Origin of the sequence: Trichocoleus sp. FACHB-262 (assembly GCF_014696035.1) — a bacterium.
Taxonomy (GTDB): domain Bacteria; phylum Cyanobacteriota; class Cyanobacteriia; order FACHB-46; family FACHB-46; genus Trichocoleus.
Map to the genome: position 1 here is coordinate 174943 of NZ_JACJPK010000097.1, position 16056 is coordinate 190998.

Here is a 16056-nt window from a genome sequence, read left to right on the forward strand (position 1 = left end):
TAAGTAGAATTAACTAACTTTGGTTAAAAAGCCTAAATTTGCCAAGAGTGACTGTTGCTACCTCTCTATACAGAAATATGAGCCAGCAAAGACAACCCTTTGGAATTTATACGCTTGCCAATGATGTGGTCTATGACCAGCTCATTGCGTTGCTAAACAGCATTGACGCTAATGTAGGTTCCGACATTCCCATCTGTGTGATTCCCTTTGACCAGCGTTTGGAGCGTTGTCAACAAGCGATCGCCAGCCGCCCCAATGTGACTTTGTTTACCGATGAGTCAGCCATTGCTCGCTGGGAAAAATTTGCTCAAGAGTTTGTCAGGGTGCATCCAGAAGCTCAACGCACTCAGCAAAAGCATCCTCGTTGGTATGGCGGAGGGCTACACCGTAAGTTTGTCGCCTTTGAAGGAATTTTTGATAAATTTGTCTTCTTTGACGGCGATAGCTTAGCCATGAAGCCGCTCACGAATGTTTGGCAGCAGCTAGAGACTTATGATTTTGTGTTTGATGACTGGGAACATGCCAAATCAGCTCCTCATACGGCTCTAGATATTTCTTTGATTGAGCAAACGGGTTTATTTACAGCAGTAGATATTCGACCGAAACTACACTGTTCCAGTTTCTGGGGGTCAAAATATGGCATCTTTGGCGCTGAAGAACTCGCCGTCCTGCAAGACCGCTTGGTGAATCAAGGCGAAGCCGCTTGGGTGAACGGTCAAGGCTGGTGGGACGATGCCTTTTTGTTCAACTACATGACGCTACGCTGCGATCGCCCATTATTTAATTTCACGCTCAGTCAGAATGGGCAAGACCGCACAGGTAACTGCGCCAATGTTGACCCATTTACTAATGTGGACAATGTTCTCTACAACGAGCAAGGACTTAAGCCGATTCACCGGATTCATTACATGGGGTATGCGTCCTCTGACTTTGCCCGTTTAGCCAAGGGAGAAGATGCAGATATTCCCTACAAGGATATCTTTTTGCACTATCGCTTTCTCCAAGAGCCAGAGCAAAAACCCACCCGATTAAAGCCTCCTAGCCCTGCTGCTAAAATTCAGCGTTTTGTCCGCAAAGCCGCACAGAAATTAATCAAATAGTTGGTTGTATGGTAGGCCTCAATCCTGTGTGGTTTTCCAGGCAGGATTCTTGATCTCTGTAGGAGTGCTAAAAATCTGAACCATGAAGCGGCTGGTTAGCTAAGCAGATCTTTGGAGAGCGATCGCTGCGAGCTGCTATCGAAGCGAAAACTAAAAATAATAATTGAAGGACATAGCAAAGCCATGTCCCAGTCATACCCGGCTTAAGGAATTAGGAGCAAACCCTAAGTTTAGGAGTTTGACGTCCACCTATGAGTTCAACAATAAAGGGCCTACAGTTGATAGGTTGTAATTAATATTACATATTCAAAAGATTCTATATGGGTGTAGCGATCGCCGGAAAAACCTAATGATTATGCTGGTATCGGCTGAAAGCGGGTCCATAGGCAGCCAGGAGATTTTGTGGAGATAAGGCGACCTCTGGCTGCCCATGACAGATCAGCCGTTGATTCACACATAACACGCGATCGCAGTGGCGACTAACCATATCTAGATCGTGAGACACTTGCAACACAGTCCACTGTTGTTCTTGCTTGAGTTGGTGTAACAAGGCATAAAAGTCTGCCTCTCCTTGAGCATCTACGCCAGCAAAAGCTTCATCCAAGACTAAAAGTTTGCGAGGCATCACGAGGCAATAGGCCAGCAACACTCGCTTCAGTTGTCCAGTGCTCAAGGTGCCAATTGGCCGATGGCGTAGGTGATACGCATCCACTCGTTGTAAGGCTTGAGCGATCGCGCTTTGTCGTCTTTGATGGCGATCGCCTCTGATCGCTAAAGTTTGCAGACTCCGCAACCAAGTTTCTAGGGGCGTTGCAGTTGGAGCAGTTGGCGTTTGCAGATCCACCCAGCCTAACCCGACTAACTCATGCACCGAGATGGGAAAACTGCGATCGAATACAAAGTTTTGAGGCACATAGCCAATTTGATGCCGTAAATTTCCTAAGCGAGATAACGGACGACCAAAAATCTGGATCGTGCCTTGCTTACGGGGTAACAAGCCCAAAATGGCTTGAATTAAAGTACTCTTCCCTGCCCCATTCGGCCCTACTACAGCCGTATCTGTTCCAGGTTGCAACTCAAAGGAGACATCTTGCACCGCTGGGTGTTGTCCCTGATATACCATCAAGTGCTCAATCTGCAAGATTGGGCCGCTCCAGTTCCCTTCAGCAGGGGGAAGCTCTGGGTGATACTGTTGCTCAAAGTCGAAATGAGGTTGATCGGAATTCATCAATACTACTGACATGCAGCTTCGAGAGTTTGGAGATTCTTCTTCATTGCGGTGAAGTAATATTGTGGGTCCAAGGAGCCAGCTTCTAGGGAATCGAGGGGCTGCAAAGTGAGATTTAAGTCTTGGGCCAAGCTTTGCAGCAGCTTGTTATCAGTCCCCGGTTCACCAAATAATGCTTTTACTTTGTACTGCTTCACTGTGGCGATCGCATTTTGCACTTCCCTGGGCGAAAGGTTATCTTCGGGTAACTCCACCACCGCAACTTGCTGCAACTGATACCGCTGTGCCAAGTAGGGATAAGCATTATGAAAGGTTACAAAAGTGCAGTTGGGATACTTTTGTAAAGTTCGCTGAAACTCCCCATGCAGAGTATCAAGTTGCTGGAGATAGGCCGCAGCATTGGCTGTGTAAGCAGGTTGATTGGGTTGGTCAACCTTGATTAACTGATCGCGAATATTTGTGATTTGCTGCTTTACCAAAACTGGATCGAGCCAAACATGCGGATTACCTTCTGCATGATCATGGGCGGTTGAGTCTGCTGAATTGGACTCTCCAGGCTCTGCCTCTGTATGTCCATGCTCTTCTGTAGCCGCTGCGCCAATGGGTTGAATCCCCCGGCTCGCGTCAACCACTACTAGCTTAGAATTCTGAGCACTTTTGATGGTATCTCGTAAGAAAGATTCCAGCCCTAAGCCGTTCTCGACCAGCACATCTGCCTGCGCGATCGCCTGCACATCCCCCGGTTTCGACTGGTATTCATGCACTTCAGTCCCAGGAGGAATCAAGACTTTTACATCTGCCGCATCCCCTGTCACTGCCTTGGTAAACAAGTACATGGGCAAGAAAGTGGTTATCACCTGCACCCGATCCGACTGCCCCTCACCTTGGGATAGCTCAGCGCCAGGAGCGCCTGAGGTAGTTTGACTACAGCCCATGAGAACCAACCAAGGCAGCAGCGACAGAGTTTGTAGGAGCGATCGCATGGTGATATGCAAGACAGCTTCTCCTCAGAGACAGCAGTGATAGAGCAGGTAGCCCCAAGAAAATGAGAATCGATCTTATTCTAATCGATTGAGAATGAATCTTATTCTAATACTTCACTAAATTGGTGTGGGGTTACGTTGGGCAGGCGATCGGCCAAAAGTGAGGGCACCCCTAAAGAGTGCCCCATTTCAACTTCTGAAAAAGAATGAGTTAGTTACACCAAACTACGAAGAAAGGTAAGTGTAACCGCTCAAGCTGCGCTCGTAGTTTTGTAGCAGCAGTTGCGACTCTGCTAAGGTGATGCGCTTTTCTTGCAGGGCGTGTTCGGTTTGCTGGCGAATGTTTTCGATTAAGTCCTCAGCATCGTATTGGACATAGCCCAAAACTTCGTGCATCGTGTCGCCCTTCACCACATGCTCGATCCGGTAGCCTTTAGGTGTAAGACTGATATGCACAGCGTTCGTGTCGCCAAACAAATTGTGCAGATTGCCCATGATCTCTTGGTACGCCCCACCGAGGAACATGGCTAAGTAATACGGCTCCTCCGGTTTGAGGGCATGTAGCTCCAAAACAGATTTGACATCACGCAAGTCAATAAACTGGTCAATTTTGCCATCGCTGTCACAAGTCAAATCAGCTAGCGTTGCCCGTCGAGTTGGTTCCTCATTCAATCGATGAACTGGCATGATCGGAAAGAGTTGATCGATCGCCCAACTGTCAGGAGCTGACTGAAACACCGATAAGTTGATGTAATAGATCGAGGCCATGATTTTCTCTAGATCTTCGAGATCATCCGGCACATAATCTTGCTGGCGAGCAACTTCCAAAATCTTTTCGCAGCAGGCCCAGTACAAGCGCTCAGCTCTCGCTCGCTCGGTCAGGCTAACGTAGCCAAAGCCAAACAAGCTCACCGCTTCTTCTTTGAACTGCGTGGCGTCGTGGTAAGCCTCTTGGTAATTCTCAGCAGTAATGGCTGAGTAGGTGTCGTAGAGATTGCGAATGATCAAATGCTCATCTTCGCGGGCGGGTTCTGGCGTTTCTGACGGCGGTTCGCTGGTGCCCAAAACATCAAAGACTAAGACAGATTGGTGAGAGGCGATCGCCCGACCACTTTCACTCACAATTGTTGGTACAGGCAGATTACGCTCAGCACAGGTTTCTTTGATCTCCGCGACTACATCATTGGCATAGTTCTGCATGTTGTAGTTTTTGGAGGCGTAGAAGTTGGTTTTGGACCCGTCATAGTCCACACCCAGACCGCCGCCCACGTCAATATATTTCATGTCGGCTCCAAGCTGCGCCAACTCCACGTAGATTTGGCTGGCTTCGCGAATTGCATCCTTGACGACATTGATCGAAGAAATTTGGGAACCGATGTGAAAATGCAGCAGTTGCAGCGAACCCAACATATCAGCGGCTTTTAGCTGCTCGACTGCATGGAGAATTTCTGGAATGGTGAGGCCAAACTTGGCGCGATCGCCCGCCGAACTGCCCCAGCGTCCAATCCCTTTGGCACTCAGCTTGGCCCGCACGCCCAGAATCGGTTGAATGCCCAGCTTGCGTCCTGCCGCGATCGCCAACGCCACTTCTTCCACCTGTTCCAGCACGATGATCGGAGTTTGGCCCAAGCGCTGCGCCAGAATCGCCGTTTCAATATACTCGCGGTCTTTGTAGCCGTTGCAAATCAGCAAAGCTCCGGGTGTATCCAGGGTTGCCAGGGCAATCATCAGTTCGGGTTTGGAACCTGCCTCCAAGCCAAACTGGTGCGGCTTGCCAAATTTGACCAAGCTCTCAACCAAATGCCGTTGTTGGTTGCACTTGACCGGAAACACCCCCCGGTAAGTACCAGGGTAGTTATACCGCGCGATCGCCCTACCAAAAGCAGCATTAAGGCGCTCAATGCGGTCTTCCAAAATATCAGAAAAGCGAATCAGTAGCGGTAAGCCTAGGTTTCGGAGTTTAAGCGCAGTCACTAACTCAAACAGATCCAGAGAACCGCCGCGATCGCCTTTGGGAGACACCGTAATGTGGCCCGCAGCATTGATGGAAAAATAAGGCTCTCCCCAACCCTGGATGCGATAGAGTTCTTCGCTATCTTCAATCGTCCAGGATTTACGGAGATTCAAAGTTTCTGTTGGCTTCGCTAAACTCAATGATTCTGGTTCAGCGTGGCTTTTGTCTAGCTGAGTTTTGTTAGCGCCATCGTTAGCGGCTTTCCCCATTCCGGATTTTGCTGCTGGCCGTCCACCCATCCTGTCTTACCCTCTGAGTATCCTCCTAGACAAAAGAAAAGCCTGATTTTGACTCGCTGCTGGCAAAATCAGACTTAACTTCGAATGCCAGTCTAGCGCATTCATCTGATGCTAAATGATCATCTAGCGCACTTTCAGCCTCACCTTCTGGCAGAGACTTTCTGGGGTAATCTGGACGTTGTAACAGTTGATGAAATATCAGGAGTACCCCTTGGAACGGACATTTTTGGCGATTAAGCCCGATGGTGTGCAGCGGAAATTAGTCGGTGAAATCATTCGTCGCTTTGAAACCAAAGGCTTTACCTTAGTTGGCCTCAAGATCCTCAATGTGAGCCGCGAGTTGGCCGAGCAGCACTACGATGTCCACAAGGAAAGACCCTTCTTCGCTGGTCTTGTCGAGTTCATCACTTCTGGACCCGTTGTGGCAATGGTGTGGGAAGGCGAAGGCGTAGTTTCCTCGGCTCGGAAGATTATTGGTGCAACCAACCCCCTCGCCGCCGAGCCTGGTACGATTCGCGGTGACTTCGGCATCAACATTGGCCGTAACCTAATCCACGGTTCTGACGCAATCGAAACCGCTCAGCGGGAAATTGCCCTCTGGTTTAAAGAGGAAGAAATTGCCAACTGGGAACCCACGCTGATGGCTTGGACCCGCGAGTAAATCGACCTCTCCCCTGTCCCCTCTCCAGCAGGAGAGGGGAGCCAGAAAGCGGCGTGAGTTGGCAGGACGTTATGAATTTGGAGCTTCTAAGGGTTCGATGATGCCGCCACCCAGTACCACATCTCCGTCGTACCAAACTGCGGCTTGCCCAGGCGTGACGCTGAACTGAGGTTCATCAAACACCAGCTTGACGCGATCGCTACCATCCTGATCCAGCGGGATCACCGTTACAGGCACCGCAGGCGATCGATAGCGAATCTGAACTTCTGCACGGATAGGAGTGGTCGGGGCGGCGATCGCGACCCAATTCACCCGCTGCACAGTGCATTCTGCATGCTGTGCCTCTGTGCGCTCACCCACAATCACTCGATTTCGTCCTGCATCTAGGCCAATCACGTAGAGGGGTTGAGCCGCAGCAATCCCCAAGCCTTTGCGCTGACCGATGGTGTAATGATGCACGCCTTCATGCTGGCCCAGCACCCGCCCTGCTTGATCGACAATGTCGCCTTTTTGGGGCGTGATGTACTGATCCAAAAACTTCTGCATCGAACCGTGGGCTTCAATCAGGCAGAGGTCTTGGCTTTCAGGCTTTTCAGCGGTGTAGAGACCAAGTTCTGCGGCGATACGGCGGGTTTCAGTTTTGGGATGCTCACCCAAGGGGAATAACACCCCAGCCAGAATCTCTTGGCTCAGGTCGTATAAGAAATAGGTTTGGTCTTTACTGCGATCGACAGCTCGGCGCAGTTGGTAACGTCCAGTCGCTTCATCAACGGTGATCCGCGCATAGTGCCCGGTGGCAATGCGATCGATGCCGAAGTTCTCGCGGGCATACTGTAGCATCGGCCCAAACTTCACGGCTTTGTTGCACTGAGAGCAAGGCAGCGGTGTGATTCCAGCGCTGTAACCCGACACCAAGTAATCAATAATGTAGGTTTGGAAGGTGTCTCGGATATCGACGATGTGGTGAGGAATTTCTAATTGTTCGCAGATCCGGGCAGCGTCCACCATGCCCTCGGAGCAGCATTGGCCTTTCCCTTTCATCAGCCATAGGGTCATGCCAACGACTTCGTAGCCTTGCTGGTGGAGGATGGCGGCTGTAACGGAACTATCAACTCCACCGGAGAGTCCTACCACAACTTTATTCATGGACTGCCAATACTGCTGAGAGTAAGCTAACTCTCCTAGGCTAACATTCTCTTGCCCAGAGCTTGTCAAGAGATAGCGCTTTTTCCGTGTTACACTAACCGCAAATTTTTATCGCCAAAGTATTAGGAAATATCCCTAGGGTTGCGATCGCTATGACCATTCATTCAGGCAACAGATCTAAGAAATCCACTCAAGAACTGCGTTTATCTGTGGGTGAATTAAAACCTGGAACCCAACCCCGATGGAGTTGGGCGGCGGCACCCTTAGCAATGTTGCTATGCCAAGGTGGACTAGCGCTGGTAGTTAATGGGGCGATCGCGGCTGAACCGAGAGCCAGTGTGTTAGTGGCGCAGGAATTTAATTTTGAAGCACCACCCCCACCCTCTGATCAGTTTCCTTCGGTGATTGTGCCCCGTGATCCTACCCTACCCACCTTAGAGCCAGCCCCCGCTCCTTTTCCAAATAGTGCTACTCCAGTCACCACGCCATCGCCTAGCATCCGTGCGCTGCCCTCAGAAACTTATCTGGTTTTTGTGAATGGCAATAGCCCCTTAATGCTGGACCAAGTGAGACGAGTCGAGCCAGAGGCTTTTCGTAAAGAATATCGAGGCCGTACAGTCATCCAAGTGGGACAATTTATCGACCAATCGAACGCTAGACGGCGAGCCGAGGCATTGCAAGACCAAGGCATTCGCGCTGAAGTTGCCCAGGTTTCTGGCAGTGGTAGTGGCAATTCAGCATCAGCTAAGCCGAAGGGCTATTATGTGGTGGTTCCAGCGGGAAATAGAGAACTTGCCGCCATTCGAGATCAAGTGAAACGGCTAGCAGGCGACCTACGGGTGAACGTGATTCCCCGAGAAAAGCCGAGAGGGCAGCACATCGCAGTGGGGCCTTTCACCAATTGGGATGCTGCGAATTCTTGGAACCGCTATGTCAAAGATTTCGGCATTAACAATGCGCGAGTTTACTACGGACGCTAAAGCTGGCTAGCGATCGCTTGAATCAGTGGGTGGGGGAATAGCACTGTGGCTCAGGGACAAAACAGGCTAGAGCAAATTCAGCAGTTTGTCGTGACTGCCGAGCAAATGCGGGCGATCGAGGGACGGGCATTTGCGGCGGGAATGCCTGTGGCTGCACTGATGGAAAAGGTAGCTAGCTTGATCACGCGACGAGTGCAAGCGCTCTATCCACTCTCTACTCATCAAAAGGTTGGGGTGCTGGTAGGGCCAGGGCATAACGGCGGAGATGCTCTCGTAGTGGCGCGAGAGCTGCACTTGCAAGGCTATGCAGTGGTCCTTTATTGCCCATTTTCCAAGCTGAAAGAGTTAACCCAGCAGCACGCTCAGTATGCCGAGAGTCTGGGCATTGCCCTGGTAAACGAGATAGAAGCTCTGCAATCCTGTGATTGGTTGATTGATGGCCTGTTTGGGTTTGGGCTAGAGCGATCGCTTTCGGACTCCATCGCTGGGGTCGTGAATCAGATCAACCAGTGGTCAGTGCCAGTCGTGAGCATTGATTTACCTTCTGGTCTGCACACCGATACAGGAGCCGCTTTAGGAACGGCGATTCGAGCTACCCAAACTCTGTGTTTAGGATTATGGAAGCTAGGACTTCTGCAAGACAACGCCTTGGAGTATGTCGGGACTGCGGAGCTAATTGATTTTGGTTTGCCTCTAGTAGATATTGAAGCAGTACTGGCCGATTCTCCCCGTATTCATCGAATTACACCGCAGACCGCGATCGCCAATTTACCGCTACCTCGCTCCGCCACCAGTCACAAATACAAAATGGGGCACTTACTAGCCATCTGCGGCTCTCATCGTTATACAGGCGGAGCGATTCTGACGGCATTAGGAGCACGAGCTAGTGGTGTGGGCATGCTCTCTGTCGCAGTCCCAGAGTCAATTAAGCCATTGCTCTCCGCTCAGTTACCCGAAGCCCTAATTATTGGTTGTCCTGAAACTAGCAGTGGCGCGATCGCTCAGCTCCCTGAAAGTGTAGAACTGAGTTCCTATAATGCGATCGCTTGTGGCCCCGGTTTGACGATGGATGCCAGCACTGTAGTTGAGCGAGTTATAGCTAGCGATCGCCCTTTAGTTTTAGATGCCGATGCCTTGAATGTCTTGGCTCAAGCAGGCACCATCCCAACACTCACTAAACGCCAAGCTCCCACAGTCCTCACACCACACTTAGGAGAATTTAAGCGGCTATTTCCAGCCATTGCCGAGGAAATGACGAATCGGGCGATCGCAGTTCGAGAAGCGGCTCAAAAAACTGGAGCGGTAGTGTTGCTGAAAGGTGCAAGAGTGGCGATCGCGAATCCAACTGGCACAGTCTGGATCAACCCAGCCAGTACACCTGCCTTAGCACGGGGTGGCAGTGGTGATGTGCTGACAGGCTTAATTGGAGGACTACTAGCGCAAGATGTGTTGCAGTCGGCTCCAATCGAGGCAGCAGTGCAAACAGGAGCTTGGTGGCATGCAGAAGCAGGCATTCTCGCGGCTCAGGAACGCACAGAGTTAGGGGTTGATGCGTTTACGCTGACCCAATATTTGATGCCAGCTTTGCGATCGCATTTACATTAGCAAGACCTAACCCCCAGCCCCTTCCCTACAGGGAAGGGGAGCTAGAGTTTCAAAGTCCCTCGCCTCTCAGGAGAGGGATTTAGGGAGAGGTCTGTTGCCCATTCGCTCCTCACCCGCTACTTGGATGAACACCAAAAAACCTATCTACCCTGGCAAGATTTCTTGGAAGTTCGCGATCGCCTAACTGAGTACCTTGAGAAGACTACAGCGATCGCCTAAGAGATTCAATAAAAAACGATCGCCCCTGTTTTAGAAGCGATCGCTTGTGATTAATTCAATTGCAAACTAGTTCTAGTCAAACCAACCCAGATCAGAATCAGAAGTAGTGTTGCTAGGATAGTGCTTGTGCATTGAGTGTTGAGGAATGCGCTCCTGTAGCACAATGCGATGCGATCGGTAGTCTCGGTTGCCTGAATCAGGCGCAGGAGACTGAGGCACCCTTGCCAACTGTACACTTTGGGGTTTAGCAGGTTCCTTCTTTGCTGCTGCCCTATGTGCTGGTACGAGTGCTGCCCTAGCTGGGGGTTCTGACTTCGCTGCGGGTTCTGGCTTAGCGTTGGATTCAGTCAGTTGCAGAATCACCTTCTTGGCTTCCTCTAGCTCAGACTCCAGCTTCTTGCTGTGCTTCACTTCGGTCTGCAACTTATGAGACAACGACTTCTGCTCATCCAAATCTGTTTGGATGGCAGTAATTTTGTCTAATAAAGACTTTTCAGTTTTCCGAGCCGCTTCTAAATCTTTGCGTAACTCTGCGATCGTGGCTTCTAAGCTTGAAGTGCTACCTGTAGATGTCTTCGGGCTAGCATCATCATCACTGTGATTCGCCTTACTAGTAGCCTGCTTTGTAGCCGCAGCTTTAGCAGGGGTGGATTTGCCACCTGTACTAGAACCACGCTTAGATTTAGCCGCCGTATCTTCAGGCTGCTCAGGAGCGGCAACAGGTTGAGCCTTGACATCTACAGTCTGTGCTGAGGCGGGCTCGGCATTATTAGGGGTATTGTGGGACGTTTGCACCAACTCCTGACTCCTTTCAACAGTTCCAACTACTTCTGATTCTAGGGACTTCTGAGCCTCCTCTCGCAGCAAATCGCCCAAGCCTTTCTTCACCATCACTTCCTCCAGTCTCTCTGTATCTCTTCTGCAACTCGACGGTAGTCTGCCTCAGCCTCACGAGCATTTTTGCCCCGCCATTGCATAATGGATGCCCCATCTAAAGCTGCGCGCTCATGAGCTTTATACGCTCGAATGAAAGCATTACAAGCAGGGATGCCTAACTCTAGCAAGGTATTTTGAGCTTCTAGCGCTTCTGCCAAACTGCGCGGATCAACTCTGGTCAACAGCACTCGGTGCATTACGCCCGTGGGTATCACCGCCGTTTTCACTGTTTCAATCAATACCGTTAAATCCATTGGCGCAGGAGGGCTGGGAAGTACAAGATAATCTGCCGCTGGCACCACTGCTGCTAAAGCATCCGAACCAAGCGCAGGTGGCGTATCAACCACAATTAACTCGTAACCTTTTACTTTTCGCAGGTCTGCGAGGCGCGTGGCATCTGTCTCGCGTCTTAAATCAAAGCCAATGCCTTTTTCACTCCGCTCCACCCACCAACTGGCAGAATGTTGCGGGTCTGAGTCCACTAGCAACACCCGGTACTTGTCTGAGAATGCTGCTGCCAGATTAACTGCTGTAGTCGTCTTGCCAACTCCGCCCTTCCCATTCAGTACAGCGAGGATCTTTTGTGGCGAGGACGCTGACTTCAAAGATGATCTCCTTTAATGCGGTCTAGAAGTTGGCTAGTTGAATGCTATCTAAGCACCTCTGAGGTCGAATATACATCGTTCCTAGGAGTAAAAATTGTTTGGTTTCGATTCTTATTGGCTAGCACTGCCGAAAAACTTGTAAGGTTTATTCTCAATCTTGCTGTTTCGGCCCAGTCCATTCTGATAAGTTTATTAGGTTAATTTAATTATTAGTACCTGCCTGCTCCCTGACAGATTTGACGCTACAACTGTTCACAGCAGAGTGGGAGGGTTGTAGGGGAAGGGTCATGGCGCTGATTGTCCAGAAGTACGGTGGAACGTCTGTTGGTTCGGTAGAACGCATTCAAGCAGTTGCTCAGCGAGTGGTAAAGGCAGTTAAAGCTGGCAACTCCTTGGTAGTGGTGGTTTCAGCAATGGGCAAAACCACCGATGGTTTGGTCAAGTTAGCCCACGAAATTTCGACTCAACCCAATCGGCGGGAGATGGATATGCTGCTCTCGACCGGGGAGCAAGTTTCGATCGCCCTGCTTAGTATGGCGATTCAAGAACTCGGTCAGCCTGCCATTTCCATGACGGGGGCACAAGTGGGCATTGTCACCGAAGCCGAACATAGTCGTGCCCGGATTCTGCACATTCAGCCCGATCGCGTCCAACGCCAACTAGAAGCAGGAAAAGTTGTGGTTGTGGCAGGGTTCCAAGGGGTTGCTAGTCGCGAAGAACTAGAGATTACCACCTTGGGTCGGGGTGGTTCCGACACCTCAGCGGTGGCATTAGCGGCAGCCCTCCGAGCCGATGTCTGCGAAATTTACACCGATGTCCCTGGCATTTTGACCACCGATCCTCGCTTGGTGCCAGATGCGCAACTGATGTCTGAGATCACCTGCGACGAAATGCTAGAACTGGCGAGTCTAGGAGCCAAAGTTCTACATCCTCGCGCGGTAGAAATTGCCCGAAACTATGGCGTACCGTTGGTTGTGCGCTCTAGCTGGACCGAGGAGCCTGGCACCAAAGTTGTTTCACCCACACCGCAACCTCGCCCCCTAGAAAATTTAGAACTGGCCCGTCCGGTGGATGGCGTAGAGTTTGACACCGACCAAGCCAAGGTGGCTTTGCTGCACATTCCCGATCGCCCTGGAGTTGCAGCCCGTTTGTTTGGCGAGATTGCTACCCAAGACCTAGATGTAGACCTGATTATTCAATCTATTCATGAGGGCAAATCCAACGACATCGCCTTCACTGTCACCAAGAACTCTTTAAACCGAGCTGAAGCTGTAGCCGCCGCGATCGTACCTGCTTTGGGCGCACAACTTGGCCTAGGGCCAGATGCTGCCGATGTCATAGTGCAACGCCAAATTGCCAAAGTCAGTATCGCTGGAGCAGGGATGATTGGTCGGCCTGGGGTGGCCGCGCAAATGTTTTCTACCTTGGCCGCCGCAGGCGTCAACATTCAGATGATTTCCACCTCAGAGGTGAAAGTGAGCTGCGTGATCGATGCGGAGGATTGCGATCGCGCCATTGCTGCTCTATGTGAAACCTTTGAAGTTCACAGTTCCTCCGCCAAGCTCACCCCAGCCGTAGAAGTTCACACCCCCGATGAACCTCCTGTGCGCGGTGTGGCTCTAGACCTGAATCAAGCACGTCTTGCCATCCGTCACGTTCCCGATCGCCCTGGCATGGCCGCAAAAATCTTCCAAATCTTAGCTGAGCAAAACATTAGCGTGGACATGATCATCCAGTCTCAGCGCTGCCGAGTCGTGAATGGAGCCAGCACCCGCGATATTGCTTGCACCGTGGCGCAAATCGATGCTGAAGCTGCTCGCGCCGTACTAGAAAAAGCTGCTCCTGAGCTAGGTTGTGGTGAGATTGTCGTAGACTCTGCGATCGCCAAAGTCAGCATTGTCGGGACTGGCATGGTGGGCAAACCAGGCATCGCCGCCCAGATGTTTGAGGCGTTATCTCAGCACCAAATCAATATCCAGATGATTGCTACCTCCGAGATCAAAGTCAGTTGCGTTGTGGCTCAAGATCAAGGCGTTATTGCCCTCCAAGCCATCCACGCCGCTTTTAATCTCTCCGGCAGCCAAAAAATCCAAGTTCCTGCTTAGAGCACCTAACCCCTCAGTCCCCTTCCCTCGCAGGGAAGGGGAAGCGAAGATTCTTTGGGAGTTTTACTGAGGAGCCGCTTCAGGTGCGATTGGTTGAGTCAAGGTACCTGTTGAATTTGGCCCAGCGCCATTCGCTCCAGTACCGTTGGGTCCAGTACCGTTGGGTCCAGCGCCATTGGGTCCAGCACCATTTGGCACCTGTCCCGGACTGGGGAATAGCTGCACATTGGGATTAAACGCGGGAGATGGATTAGCTCCTGGAGGCTCTAGATTTAATGGATAGGGTGAGGCACCAGGCAACGGTGCTCCACCGGGAAGTGGAGCAACACCAGGCAAAGTAGGATTGGCAGGATTTGTCTGATTTCCAGCAGGGTTTGGAGTACCAGGTAAGGTCGCTAAAGCCACGCGATCGCCTCCTACCGAGCGCAACAAATCCAGCACCCGCACCACATCATCATAAATTGCGGTTTTGGGCGCATACAGCACAATCATGCCGTCAGGATTGGTTTGTTGATAACCCAAAAGTTGCTGATAAAGTACAGCCTCCGTCACCGGATTTTGGTCGATGTAAGTCTGCCCAACCGAATCGATACTGACCACCAACATCTGACGCATTTGGGTAGCAGCGGTACCCGCTTGCGGTAGATCCACGTTGATAGCTTGCTGTCGTGTCAGTTGCAGAGCTGCCAAGATGAAAAATGTCAGGATACAAAAGATGACATCAATCAGCGGAATAATCTGGATTTGAACTTCTTCGCTGGGAGACTCCAGGTTAATTTTCATGACCTTGTGAAAATAGGGGCAGCAAACTTAATAGTCAGTCAGGTTAGGAGTATCCGTTCTTGTCTCCGCAGTAGAAGGATAGGTGGGAGTCCCACTACCTACCAAAGGCGAAACTCCTTTTCTTTCCAGCCATTGCTGGCGGTGGAGGAGTTCTAAATCGTTACCAGCTTTGCGAAATAGTTTCACTTGATTAAACAGCAGACCTTGAAATAGTCGATAGAATGCCAACGCCAAAATTGCCACAATTAGGCCAGCGGCTGTACTAATCAACGCTTCACCAATACCACTGGTAACCCCTGCTGTAGAAGCAGTACCAATGTCACCAATCCGAATCGATCGTAGCGATTGGATCAAGCCCACGACTGTCCCTAGAAGTCCTAAGAGCGGAGAGAGCGCAATCACTGCTTCCAACGCTTTGTCACCGCGACGCATGGAGGCCAATTCTTCATCAGCAGAGGCTTCCAACGCCAGCTTAAATAACTCTGGGTCAGGGTTTTGTAGTTTTAGAGGCGCGTAGAGAAAACGCCCAACGGGTTGGTCGTCAGCTCTTCTAGCCAAGTCGGCAGCCTTACCCCAGTCATGCGGAGCGGCATCCATCACCCGTTCTACAATTTCTTTCTCTTGGGTCAAGATGCGAGACCAAAACCACAAGCGTTCAATAATGGCACTCAGAGCAATGATCGACAAGACCAGCAACGGCCACATTGCGATTCCGCCCTTCTGAAATAGCTCTGCAATATTCACAGTTATTTCTTGCCTCCGTGCATTCCTCAAGCCAGCATTTTCTCTACAGGGTACCTGCAATTGGTGCCAAGAAGTAGAGAGCGATCGCCCGCTGAAATAGTTTCTAGAAAATTAAAAGAGTTTTTTAAGTAGAGCTTGCCGACCGGATGCACCAGATATCCACACCAGAAATTCTATGCAAAATTTGCCAAAATCAAGATAACTTCAAAGGCAAGCTTATGAACTTCTCTATTCAATCCGTTTACAACTGGTACCGCGACACCATCCGGAACCCTAAATATCGTTGGTGGATTATTCTCGGCTCGTTGCTGTACTTATTCAGCCCGCTTGATATTGCGCCCGATTTTATCCCTGTGATTGGTTGGATCGACGATACCGTCATTCTGACCCTCCTAATCGGTGAAGTCTCCCAGATGCTAACCGCCCGCTTGAAGTCTGCCTCTAAGCCTACTGAGTCAGATGAAGCTTTCGAGTACACCAATAATGCTTCTGCTACTGGTTCTGGTGGTTCCAGCACAGTTGATGTAGATGCTGTTTCTGTTAAATAGTGCTGCATAGTGCCGTTAAATGATGGGGAAATTGCGATCGCCCCATGCCACCACTAATACTCCTGCATCACTTACAACTGCATAACTTCTATCGCCCCTCCGGATTGGTGCTCGTTAATGACCAGACTAGAGGGGATTTTGCTATGCTTTTTGGCTTTGG

Annotated in this window: 14 protein-coding genes; 6 read left to right on the top strand and 8 right to left on the bottom strand. The window is 50.6% G+C overall.

Features of this window, described 5'->3' with window-relative positions:
• Positions 1–77: 77 nt before the first annotated feature.
• Positions 78–1100 carry an Npun_R2821/Npun_R2822 family protein gene (locus tag H6F68_RS23085; protein WP_190562617.1) on the top strand — a complete coding sequence of 341 codons (1023 nt, stop codon included), beginning with the start codon at positions 78–80 and terminating at the stop codon, positions 1098–1100.
• Positions 1101–1446: 346 nt separating this feature from the next.
• Here H6F68_RS23085 and H6F68_RS23090 read toward each other — a convergent pair whose 3' ends face one another.
• The 3 genes from H6F68_RS23090 to speA form a co-directional block, all read right to left on the bottom strand.
• On the bottom strand, positions 1447–2328 hold the full coding sequence (locus tag H6F68_RS23090) for a metal ABC transporter ATP-binding protein (RefSeq protein WP_190562619.1): 882 nt from the start codon (positions 2326–2328) through the stop codon (positions 1447–1449).
• A gap of 5 nt (positions 2329–2333) precedes the next feature.
• Positions 2334–3323, bottom strand: a complete 990-nt coding sequence (locus H6F68_RS23095) for a metal ABC transporter solute-binding protein, Zn/Mn family (RefSeq protein ID WP_242065620.1) — start codon at positions 3321–3323, stop codon at positions 2334–2336.
• Positions 3324–3536: 213 nt separating this feature from the next.
• On the bottom strand, positions 3537–5564 hold the full coding sequence (gene speA, locus H6F68_RS23100) for a biosynthetic arginine decarboxylase (RefSeq protein ID WP_242024672.1): 2028 nt from the start codon (positions 5562–5564) through the stop codon (positions 3537–3539).
• Between the two features lie 211 nt (positions 5565–5775).
• On the opposite strand from speA, the gene ndk reads away from it, so the two are divergent.
• On the top strand, positions 5776–6225 hold the full coding sequence (ndk, locus tag H6F68_RS23105) for a nucleoside-diphosphate kinase (RefSeq protein WP_190438638.1): 450 nt from the start codon (positions 5776–5778) through the stop codon (positions 6223–6225).
• 69 nt (positions 6226–6294) lie between these two features.
• On the opposite strand, the gene mnmA is transcribed toward ndk, so the two are convergent.
• Complete coding sequence (mnmA, locus tag H6F68_RS23110; protein WP_190562621.1) at positions 6295–7371, bottom strand: tRNA 2-thiouridine(34) synthase MnmA; 1077 nt, start codon at positions 7369–7371, stop codon at positions 6295–6297.
• A gap of 152 nt (positions 7372–7523) precedes the next feature.
• Between mnmA and H6F68_RS23115 the strand changes: the two genes are divergently transcribed.
• Positions 7524–8351, top strand: a complete 828-nt coding sequence (locus H6F68_RS23115) for an SPOR domain-containing protein (protein ID WP_190562623.1) — start codon at positions 7524–7526, stop codon at positions 8349–8351.
• Between the two features lie 45 nt (positions 8352–8396).
• Positions 8397–9956, top strand: a complete 1560-nt coding sequence (locus H6F68_RS23120) for an NAD(P)H-hydrate dehydratase (protein ID WP_190562625.1) — start codon at positions 8397–8399, stop codon at positions 9954–9956.
• A gap of 291 nt (positions 9957–10247) precedes the next feature.
• Here H6F68_RS23120 and H6F68_RS23125 read toward each other — a convergent pair whose 3' ends face one another.
• Positions 10248–11066 (bottom strand): hypothetical protein, encoded by an 819-nt coding sequence (locus tag H6F68_RS23125; protein WP_190562627.1) that lies wholly within the window; start codon positions 11064–11066, stop codon positions 10248–10250.
• Positions 11066–11716, bottom strand: a complete 651-nt coding sequence (locus H6F68_RS23130) for a ParA family protein (RefSeq protein WP_190438185.1) — start codon at positions 11714–11716, stop codon at positions 11066–11068. Before H6F68_RS23130 ends, H6F68_RS23125 begins: the two co-directional genes overlap by 1 nt.
• Before the next feature lie 287 nt (positions 11717–12003).
• Here H6F68_RS23130 and H6F68_RS23135 point away from each other — a divergent pair, with 287 nt between their 5' ends.
• Complete coding sequence (locus tag H6F68_RS23135) at positions 12004–13821, top strand: aspartate kinase (RefSeq protein ID WP_190562629.1); 1818 nt, start codon at positions 12004–12006, stop codon at positions 13819–13821.
• A gap of 63 nt (positions 13822–13884) precedes the next feature.
• On the opposite strand, the gene H6F68_RS23140 is transcribed toward H6F68_RS23135, so the two are convergent.
• On the bottom strand, positions 13885–14604 hold the full coding sequence (locus H6F68_RS23140; protein WP_190562631.1) for a biopolymer transporter ExbD: 720 nt from the start codon (positions 14602–14604) through the stop codon (positions 13885–13887).
• Between the two features lie 27 nt (positions 14605–14631).
• The gene (locus H6F68_RS23145; RefSeq protein WP_190555340.1) at positions 14632–15348 is read right to left on the bottom strand and encodes a MotA/TolQ/ExbB proton channel family protein; all 717 of its coding nucleotides are present in this window, start codon (positions 15346–15348) and stop codon (positions 14632–14634) included.
• A gap of 218 nt (positions 15349–15566) precedes the next feature.
• Here H6F68_RS23145 and H6F68_RS23150 point away from each other — a divergent pair, with 218 nt between their 5' ends.
• Positions 15567–15896, top strand: coding sequence for a YkvA family protein (locus H6F68_RS23150; protein WP_190562633.1), 330 nt, complete (start codon positions 15567–15569; stop codon positions 15894–15896).
• Positions 15897–16056: the final 160 nt, after the last annotated feature.